8 protein-coding genes and 1 pseudogene are annotated in these 9960 nt (G+C 57.2%); 7 read left to right on the top strand and 2 right to left on the bottom strand.

Features of this window, described 5'->3' with window-relative positions; translation table 11 throughout:
* Nucleotides 1-33: 33 nt before the first annotated feature.
* Nucleotides 34-633 (bottom strand): TetR/AcrR family transcriptional regulator, encoded by a 600-nt coding sequence (locus B3I26_RS02855; RefSeq protein ID WP_296254909.1) that lies wholly within the window; start codon nucleotides 631-633, stop codon nucleotides 34-36.
* Between the two features lie 104 nt (nucleotides 634-737).
* On the opposite strand from B3I26_RS02855, the gene B3I26_RS02860 reads away from it, so the two are divergent.
* From B3I26_RS02860 to B3I26_RS02890, 7 genes and pseudogenes are all read left to right on the top strand, one after another.
* Nucleotides 738-1913: a 4-hydroxybenzoate 3-monooxygenase gene (locus B3I26_RS02860; RefSeq protein ID WP_296254911.1), complete on the top strand. Its 1176-nt coding sequence runs from the start codon at nucleotides 738-740 to the stop codon at nucleotides 1911-1913.
* Nucleotides 1914-2149: 236 nt separating this feature from the next.
* Nucleotides 2150-2639 (top strand): annotated as a pseudogene (locus tag B3I26_RS02865) (IS66 family transposase).
* Between the two features lie 982 nt (nucleotides 2640-3621).
* A complete protein-coding gene (locus tag B3I26_RS02870; protein WP_296254913.1) occupies nucleotides 3622-3903 on the top strand; it encodes a hypothetical protein in 282 nt (93 codons plus the stop codon).
* Between the two features lie 653 nt (nucleotides 3904-4556).
* Nucleotides 4557-4988, top strand: coding sequence for a hypothetical protein (locus tag B3I26_RS02875; protein WP_296254915.1), 432 nt, complete (start codon nucleotides 4557-4559; stop codon nucleotides 4986-4988).
* 2 nt (nucleotides 4989-4990) lie between these two features.
* On the top strand, nucleotides 4991-6442 hold the full coding sequence (locus tag B3I26_RS02880) for a M48 family metallopeptidase (RefSeq protein WP_296254917.1): 1452 nt from the start codon (nucleotides 4991-4993) through the stop codon (nucleotides 6440-6442).
* Between the two features lie 20 nt (nucleotides 6443-6462).
* Nucleotides 6463-7170, top strand: a complete 708-nt coding sequence (locus B3I26_RS02885; RefSeq protein WP_296254918.1) for a hypothetical protein — start codon at nucleotides 6463-6465, stop codon at nucleotides 7168-7170.
* Nucleotides 7171-8084: 914 nt separating this feature from the next.
* Complete coding sequence (locus B3I26_RS02890; protein WP_296254920.1) at nucleotides 8085-8633, top strand: hypothetical protein; 549 nt, start codon at nucleotides 8085-8087, stop codon at nucleotides 8631-8633.
* Nucleotides 8634-9086: 453 nt separating this feature from the next.
* Here the strand turns inward: B3I26_RS02890 and B3I26_RS02895 are convergent.
* The coding region (locus B3I26_RS02895) for an SGNH/GDSL hydrolase family protein (RefSeq protein ID WP_296254922.1) at nucleotides 9087-9960 on the bottom strand (874 nt) is incomplete at its 5' end.

The following is a 9960-nucleotide window of genomic DNA, read 5'->3' on the forward strand; positions in this document are numbered from 1 at the left end:
TTGCTGGCCGCTTACCTTGTTGTCTCTGAATGGCTACGTCAATTCAAACTGCTTCACCAGCATGCTAGTAATCAAATCCGCCTGACGCATCAATTCGGCACCATCGGTTCCTTCGTCAGTAGTACGCTCAGCGAAGCTGGTGGTCATGAGCACCACGAATCGGACGATAAAATCGACCTCATGTTCAAGGTGCTCACCTACGGCATCGGCTATGAAGGTTTTGGTTAGTTTAATGCCATCGCGCAGCAATCTCTGATACTCCTCCATCTCTCTAAGCTCCACCGAAGCCGCCCGAAGTGCACGTCGAAGCTCCACCTCTGCCGATTCGATCATGAAGAACTCTCTGAGGAAATCACGTAGCCGAGTTGCATGACTGGCGTCTCTCCGGCTCAGGATAGGCGATAGCCTGGCCAGTTGGCGCTCCCAAGTCTGCTGTACGATGTGAAAAAGCAGCGCCTCTTTGTTAGGGAAGTATTGATAGAAGGATGCGATGTTGACGCCTGCCTTGTCTGCGACTTTATTGGCAGTGAATCCCGCAGGGCCGGAGCGAGCCAAAATGTAAGTAGCTGCCTCGACCAAGGCTTCAACCGTTGCCACCGCCCGAGCCTGAATCGGCAGCTTTTTCGGGCTCATCTGCCTCGATTTTTTCATGATGAAGGTAGTCGCCGGATGTGATTAGAAGAGGCAATCAAATACTTATATCTTGATCTCCATCCTATCAGCGGTGGAGGTGCACCATGGCAATCCAAGAAAATACCCCCGTAGTCATCATTGGGGCCGGCGTAGCAGGCTTGACGTTAGCCACATTCCTCAAAGTCGCCGGCATCGCTTGCATAGTCCTTGAGCGGCGCGACCGCCGTTACGTCCAGACCCGACAACGTGCAGGAGTGGTCGATGCACGCAATGTGCAAATGTTCGAGCTCTGGAGTCTGGCTGATCGACTACTTGGAGGCCCCGTCGCCCAGACCATTGACTATCGCACCGATGGCGTCAGCCGCGTCTTTGAAATCAGTAAAGAAGATGCCGTCGAGGGCCGCTTTTGCACACAGCAGATGCTGGTCAACAATCTACTTCGGGTACTGGTAGATGAAATGGACGCAGACGTGCGATTCAGCGTCACGGACGTCACCATCAGGAACGAGGCGGGCGTTGCCCCTCAGGTTGCCTACGCCGACGCGAGCGGCCTACATGAGTTGACCTGTGCGCATATTGCTGGTTGCGACGCGGACCGAGGTGTGAGCCGCGCCTCCATTCCGGCGGGTGTGCTAACAACCATCATTCATAACTTTGGCTATGCGTGGTTAGCAGCGCTTGTGGAAGCCCCAGTAGCCGCACATCCCATTATGGGAATCAGTGAGCATGGCTTTGTGGGCCAACTCCCTCGCGGACCACATCGAAGCCGATATTATTTGCAGTGCTCGCTTGATGATCAGTTATCGGACTGGCCAGATCAACGTCTTTGGGACGAAATCCGTCTTCGGACGGGTGACGCAAGTCTTACAAATTCGGCTGTTCTCGAGCGGGAACTAGTGCCACTGCGTTCAGTGGTGCACGTCCCGATTCAGCATGGTCAGTTATTTCTCGCCGGTGACGCCGCTCACCTGGTTCCCCCTACAGGTGCTAAGGGAATGAACCTGGCGCTATTCGATGTCGACATGTTGGCTCGAGCGTTGATCAGTGCGGTGCGAGACGAGGACCTGGCTCCTTTGGCGGCATACACCGATACCGTGATGCCTCATGTTTGGCGCTACCAGGAGTTCAGCACTTGGATGACGGACACGATGCACGACGCTGGCGACAGCACCCTGCACGGGACGTTCCGTCAGAAGACCGCACGAGCGCGCTTGGATGCGTTATTCGATGTTCCCGCAGCAGCCCGCATACACAGCGAATATCAGCGGGGAATGGCCTGATCCCTTGAGTGTGGCTGTATCTGGATTCGGAGCTGGGAGAGCAACTTCTGATTGCTCGCGTACCTAGCCTTTTCAGCTCGACTTCATTGCCCTTCTCTGTGGGCTGCAGGTGAGCTCGGGTGGCCTGCCCAGCCGTGCCGGAGATATGCTCGAAACTCCCTGCAAGACTGGAAGGGCAAGATGATTTTGGCGGTTACAAAGCGGGTTTCGGGCTCGGCCTGACCGAGATCGGCTGCATGGCTCATACACGGCGAAATTCTTCGAGTTGCATGCGACGAACAAAAGCACAGTTGCCGAACAGGCTACGCACTACATCCAACTGCTTTACGAGTCCGCGACCTGGAACCGGACTCCCGGCACCGAATACGGCAAGAGAAAGCCGTCCTGTGATGGACAAGCTGTATGCTTGGATGATCGCCCAGCTTGCTCTTTTTCCTGAGGGCTCTGTCCTCAGTAAAGCTTTGGAGTACAGCTTGAAACGCTAGGCAGCGCTGTCGCGCTACCTCGATGACGGGGCCGTACCCATAAGACAATAACTGGTGTGAGAACCAAATCCGGCCATGGCCCCTCGGGCGCAAGATCTGACTCTGTGCCGGGTCGTTGCGCAGTGGCAAACGCCCCGCCGCGATCATAAGTTTGATCCAGTCTGCGCGGTTGAATTGGCATGATCCGTACGCGTACCTGAAGGATGTTCGCACGCGCTCGCCGACGCAGCGGACGAGTTAAATCGATGATTTGCTGCCGCATAGGTGGCAACCGGTTCAATCATGCAAGGTGTGATGCCCAGACGCATACGATGTTTTCGCCAAGGTCTACGCAGAGGCCTGCGAACCCTGCGTGACACCCTGGATATTGCTTACCTGACCGGTCAACTATCCGGGACGGCGATTTCGGCATCCGGCAAAACAAGACGGACGCTCTTCAGAGGATGGTGGTTGCAGGCGAATTAAAAGCGGTCTTGTCGTGAATTTCTGCACGTAAAGCTGCAATGAAGGTGAGGTCTACCAAGCTGCTAATCACGATTTAGGGCGCTGCGATGACGGCAGCAATACTCAGAAAGCGATTTGATGACGCCAGGAAGGCGGCGAAGGTGCCAAAGGCTGAGTTCCAGATGAGAGATTTGCGCGCCAAGGCGGGGACAGACAAGGCGGAAAGCAGCGGAGACATTTTGCAGGCCAAGGACCAGTGGGACACACAACTGTCGCCGTGACCGAGCATTACATTCGTAGAAGGAGAGGCAAGAAAGTCACTTCAACAAATTAACTGCGCCGACATTCATAACTGCGGCAATCTCGAAACCAATCAGGCGCTTAAGGATGCTCCGTAAGCGCCTGATTTTGAATGGTGCCCCGAGCCGGAGTCGAACCGGCACATCCTTTCGGACGACGGATTTTAAGTCCGAAGCTGATTCTATGTAAATCAATAGCTTGCTATACGTTTCCGGTCCGCAATCAATGTAAATATGCGGTGTTTTAAGCCAATGTTTTCAATAGCTTGAAAATGATTGCGGACCGGTATTTTAACTCCCAGTTGGCCGTGCAGAACTCTCTGCGCAGACCTGCACGTATGCTGAATACGCATACCTTAACCCCCCCATAGCTTCCTGCCGATGTTCAACACTTCCCTAATATGCAATTCGTCGACGTGATTCGCTATCAAGCGCGCCCCCGATATACTGTATATTCAAACAGTATCCGAACATCAGCAAATGAAACCTATCCAAGAGGCCGAATGGCCCAATGAATTCACCCGTGAAGAGATGCTCGAGCAACAATCGCGCTTGCTTATCGAGGAGTGCCACATGCTTCAGAAGGAGCTGAGCCGATACCGAAAAAATCTGGCCAAGATGATCGACATGCACAACGAGGTCACGATCGAGCGGGACAAGCTGAGGGTCGATCTCAAGCAGACTGAGGCCAGGTTGTCTGGCTGTCTTCTGGAGCTTTCATCACTGGGCAACCGGGTAGCTGGTCTGGAACGCTGCCGCTAGCAACTCGCGGAGATACGTCTTCGATAGACAAACATCCCTGATACACGCCTGCGCAGCTCTGAGGGCTGCTTGGTTAGCGATGATTCCAGCTCGGATATGAGAACGGATCGTTCGACTCTGCTGGGAGTCCGATAGTGCTTGCGTCGTCCAAGCTGGCGGTTTGGAATGGACGCGACGTGGACTAGATCCGAGAAGAAGTGATGTTCACCAAGGCAATGACTCAGGCGTCAAAGGGAGTGGTGGAGATTCTCAAGACTGCGTCAGGCCGTCGAACGGTGAAGCTGATGGGAACAGCTATGACGGCACTGAAGTCACAGAAGGATCACACCTTTCTGGCAGGTAACGAAGTGAATCCGCGCACGCTTAAGCGCTGGACCGGTGACGAGAGCTCGACGTGCTCAAGGGCTGCGGGCCAATCGTAGAACACTTCGGTGTCCCAATAAGGGGTACAGCTCTGCATGACGTTCAATACTGGCTAACGGCTATTTGACGTCAATCCGACAACGGGGTCGCAACATAGTGGTGCTGGTGGTGCTTTATTAACTAATGCCTGTGACCGGCGGCCATTCACTTGTGTTATGCGGCCAGCACCTTGACGATCCGGTGACTCTGACTTATCAGGTGCCCTTCATTTCGTTATCGAGGACACTGGCATGTTCCTGAGCACCTGCGTGCGCGCACTCACCGTTGGCGCGTTGCTGCTGACTTCCGCTTTCACCCTGGCCGACGACGCCCGCCCGGAAGTGGCCGACAAGATCATGGCTTACCAAGGTGAGCAAGGCGTGAAGGTATGGACGCTGCGCATCGGAGCCCGCACTGCCGACGAGGCCCTGGTGCAAGTGGAAGGGGTGGACCATGACTGGAACCTGCGCATCCAGAAAATGAAAGTGGAAAAGACCGCCAAGGACATGCGCTACAGCACCGAGGTCAACGGCCAGAAGTTCGTGGCGCTGATCCTTCAGGATGACTATGGGGAGCTGTACCTGCCTGACGAAAGCCGAAAGTTGAACGTGGGCTACAGCGAATGGCTGTCGTCACAGGGCAATGCCCAGGCTTTCCTTACCGACTACCTGAACCAGAAATGAACATGTCCACGTCATCACGCAGGCTGCGGCTGCTGGCCTTTCTGTTTCTAGTTCCGTTGGGGCTGATGCTTTACGCACTGCTGCAAGACGGTCGCGTGCACTGGGCATTGAGCGACGAGCAGCAAATGCGCGACTGGATCTTGGCCACCGAAAAAGACCCCGAGCATCTGTTGCCGGTGCACAAGAGCCTGACCGGCGGGTATGTCGGGGCCGAGTACATCGTGCCGCACATGCAGCAGGAGATCGCCCGCATCGCGCAGGACCACGGCTGGCTGACGCTACGCGGGTTACTCGCGCACCTGGCTGAGCTGTGTGCGCTGGCGGCCGCCCTGACCGGTGTGGCGCTGCTAGGCAAGCTCAAATACGACGCCCTGCGCTCGATGCGCTCGCAAGACTACATGCTGCAGCACCTGACGCAGGCCTGGCGACGCGTCACACAGCTGATCTTCCTTGACGTGGCGCTGTTGGTGGCAGGCATCAGCCTGTGCCTGCTCTACGAAATGGCCTGGGCTTACAGCAATTGGGACCGAGGCGGTGCCATGCCGCTGCTGTTCACTCTGCCGCTGTGGGTGGTGCTGGCAGGTGGCGTGCTATTGCTGCGTAGCATCCGCAAGCGACTGGCACCGCTGGAGGCACCTGCGCTCGGGCTGTTGGGGCGTGAGTTACTACGCGAGCACGCACCTGGTCTGTGGCGCTGGGTGGATAACATTGCATGCACAGCCAATGCGCCTTCGCCGGACCATATCGTGGTGGGCGTCGACCGCTCCTGGTTCGTGACCAGCAGCCAGGTGTTCCTGCAATCAGCGCAGGCGCCGTTGCTTGGGCGCACGCTGTATATCCCCCTCACCTACGCCTCGGCCATGAGCCAGGACGAAGCAGGTGCTGTGGTGGGACATGAGCTGGGGCACTTCGCATCCGGCGACACGGAGAAGGGCTCGCAGCTGTCGTCGCTGTTCCATAGCGTGCATTCACGTATCTACACCATGCTCGAAGACAATGACAGCGACACCCTGCTGGCCGGTCCGGGTATCTGGGTATCGCTGTACTTTCTTGAGCGATTCGATCACGCCTTCCATCACTGGAGCCGCCGGCAGGAACTGGCCGCCGACGAAGTGGGCGCCAGGGTGGCCGGTGCCCGCACGTTCGCCAGCGCCTTGCTGCGGGTGTGTGCCTTGTCCGAGCTGATCGACCTGCTGCTCGCCAGCCCGCAGACCCGCAACATTGTGCATGCGCTCAACATCCACATGGGGCAGCACGCGTTGCCGGTCAGCCCCCACACCCTCGAACACCGTGTCGAGCACCCCTTCGACACCCATCCGCCCACCTTGCAGCGCGTACGCAACCTCAAGGTTGCACTGGACGACGACTTGCTACGCCAGGCGTCCCGTCCGGCCAGCGAGGCCGACACCCAGTGGTTCAACCAATTGCTCGCCGAGACGGCGCACACCGCATGAGCAGCACGGAGACTCGCCCGATGAATAAACCTTACCAACCTGGCAGCGCTGCTGACCTTGCTGCGTCGCTGACCGACGAATACAACCAGGCCACACGCACTGAAGCCGAAGACACCGCCGGCGACCTGCAAGCCTTCATCGACTCGGTGCCGGACAAGACCGAGTTCACCTCCTCACCCCGCGTCAAATACGTGTTGCCCGTCGCCGCGCTGGTGATGGCACTGCTGGCCTGGGCGGTGCTGCGTGACATGGGTGGGGTGCATCGTCCGGGTGACAAGGGCGGCGTGGGTGCCCTGATCTTCAGCCTGGTCGGGGTTGCCGTGCTGGTTGCCGCTACCTGGGCCAACCGCCACTCAGGAAAGTTTGTGTTCATGACGCTGGATCACCGTCATCTGCGTGTGCACAACCTCCAACAGCCCATCGATCTGCTGCAGGTGGGGCGCGTGAGCTACAAGAATGACCGTTGGATGGAATCGCTGATACTTGAACTCGGCTCGGACTCTGACGAAAACGCGCACCAACGCGCGGTCAGCTTCGAGTTCTCCAAGGCCGTCTTCATGCGCACCCGTGGTACGCCAAAGGTACGCATCATGTCCGTGGGCTATCGGGTCAACGGAAAAACGCTGCGCGATGACCAGCTCATGGGCGTGATGGAGAGCTACTTGAACGTGGCCCGGGCTGAGCAGGAACTGGCGGCGCTGCGTCAGCGTCAGGTGGGTTTCGTTTGAAGTCCACATTGATCGTCGCAGGGCTGGCGGCCGCAGCGGTTAGCTCTTCGCCGAGCACGTGCCGCTGTATCGTGAGATCAAAGGCTAGGTGGTGGAATGCGACATTACACATCAGTGCACAGCAGTGTCTGCGTTCGAGGACATGGAGCTTGCGCAGTGGACGCTACGCATTACACGCAAGGCCTGCTCTGAAGACGAGCCTAGGGTTATTCTTTGCACCCAACAGGACGTCAAGGGCCCGCCCGAACTGGAGGGCAAACAGCTAAGGAGTGCGCTGCAATAAGGCGATGCAGAAGCGGGTGAGGATTGGTACGCCACCGGTGCCGCCGCGTTGGCGTTGATCGACGAGTTACGCAATGGCAAGCGCCAAACTGTAGCTGCGACACAGGGTGAGCAGGTATCGTCTCTTGAATCAGTGCTGCACTGTTGTTTATGGATGCAGTGCAGTAACGTTTCGGCACACAGAACGCTCTGCTGCGTCGAGGCGATAAGCTTGAACAGTGAAGTGCCGTCGGCGCTGGTCGCACCTGTACTGCCGGAGCTCAGGCCTGTGGGGCAGCCTGATGATGCAGAGCAAAAGCGAATTCGCGATGCGGTAATTGCTGCGACTCGTGATAGATGGAAACATCGCTCAGTTGCACTCCAAGTCCTGCCATACGCGGGGACGACGCCGTAGAGGGACTCCGATTGTGGCGTCTATGGAACGGCATGACGGATTGATTCGATGACGTGGTCGACCTCTCAGACTGCTCGCCGGGCTTGCCGTTGCCGTTACAACCGTCGCGCCGTGGTCCGTTTACACGCTCCACAGCAGCGAACCTCCGCATTGGCCGGCAGTGCTCGGCCTAGCAGGCCTGATTCTGTTCGGCTATCTCCAACTTGCGAGTCCCCCAGTTTCTGTAAAGAGAAATCCCATGCCAGGACAGAGCGTCAAACCACCTGCTCCTTATCCGGGGTGGATCAGGATCGGATGGAGAAACGCCGTAAGTCTCCCAGGCCATTGGTTCTATCAATTCCATATTGATACGACCACGCCCGACGAGCCGTTCTGCTTTGAGGAATGGGTGGGTGGTGGACATGCTCCTGGCGGTGGGGTGAAACGCCTTGCCCTGCGGGATCTTGATGGCTGGATAGGGAACTGGAGAGAACACGCTGCCAAGGCCGGATGCGGTTGGGTAGTGGATATCATCGATTCGCGGTCCAGCGACGATACCCAGGCAGTGATCGAGCAGATCCTAAGCCGCTACGTCAACGAGCAGTTGAAGGAGCACGGCGTTCCCGAAACGAGCTATGCACTTGGGGTCGTGAAAGACGAAGCGCTCTGCTTGTGCCGTCAGGGAGCAGTGTGGGTGATCTTCTACAGCGAGCGCGGTCTGCAAACTGAAATGGAATGTTATGAGTCATACAGCGCTGCGTGTGTGGCATTCATTGCCAGAGTAAAGAAAATCGCGAATGGCAGCTAAGAAACCACCGCACCTTTACAAGGGATGAGTACAGTTTTTGAGGTAGTCGATCACGATGGCCTAATCCTGATATTCGAGCTGCCTCAAGAGGCTGCTCGGTGGGCCAGGCAAGCCCACGCCTTCGGAGTACCAGATCGGCGTCAGGAAGCAGAGAGTGGATGATCAGCTCTATAGCGGCAACGACGACCTCTAACCCCGCTCAAAATGATGAAGACATCAAATCTATCGGGGTCTTGGTGTATTGCTTGGCGCCGCCTATTCGGACACCGGCCCAGAAGAGCCAGGCCTGCCATCCTGTGACGCCTTCGGCGAGAAGCGCACGGTACATAACAGCAGCCGCCTTCGGTGGCCAGCGAGGATGTTGACGCATCCTGCTGGCCGCTCCCTTTTTGTGTTACGAAGCGCTCATTCTCTACCGGTCTTCCAGGAAGGAAGCTCGGGTTTAAGCGCGGCTCAGATCTTTCTGACTCCGAACTGACTGACCTTGACCTTCGAGTCAAGCGCCACGCCAACTGCCAGATACAGACCCATACGCGAGCTAATGACAGTTTCAGTTGCATCGAACGAATAACGCTGAGTCTCAAGCGCGCCTTTCCATTTCGCCGGCAAGGTAAATGGTTCCTGGTACTTGTCCATTGAGCGGTAATAGATCGTAGTAGACGTGCCCGCCACCGGCTTGGTGATGATCAGCTCAGCCTCCCAACCAAGGATGCCCCGGCTGTTGCCGACGATTTCAGGTGCCGAAACCATCTCAATCACGTCACCCGCCACAAGATTGCTCAGCGTGACGTTTGCCGAAGGCTGCAGATAGATGTAGCCACCCGCCGCCCCCATGATTCCGCTCAGTTCAACGCATTGTGCTTCGCCGTATGCGGCGGGCTCCTTATACCAGCGAGTGGTTACCCCGATGAGCCCGGAACCGTTGGCCTTGTAGCTGTCCGCCAGTACCGACCCGGCCACTGGGTTGGCCGATGCGTTGATTGTCCCAGCAGTCCCAGCCATCAACGGATTGGCATTGAGACAGCCGAACGGACGAATCGCCGAGTAAAGATCAGCGGCATCCGTCGGCAGCGGCACGCCGAAGAATTCGAAATTGGCATTGATGACCGGCACGCATCGGGACTGAATGAAATCAGCGCCAAGGATGTTGGGATGCAGGCCTTCCACGGTCATTGCTTCGGTAAAGCCGTCCCAGATGTTCACCACCGGCACGAACTGGCTAACGTAGCTCAGCACCCAGTCCCTGTACGCGATTGCCTCGGCCAGCGCGGTGCCCGTCAGGGCTTTGGTCCCGAACCGGGGCGTCCCAGTACCCACGATCAGGTAC

It is taken from the genome of Pseudomonas sp. UBA5706, assembly GCF_002419965.1.
Lineage (GTDB): Bacteria > Pseudomonadota > Gammaproteobacteria > Pseudomonadales > Pseudomonadaceae > Aquipseudomonas.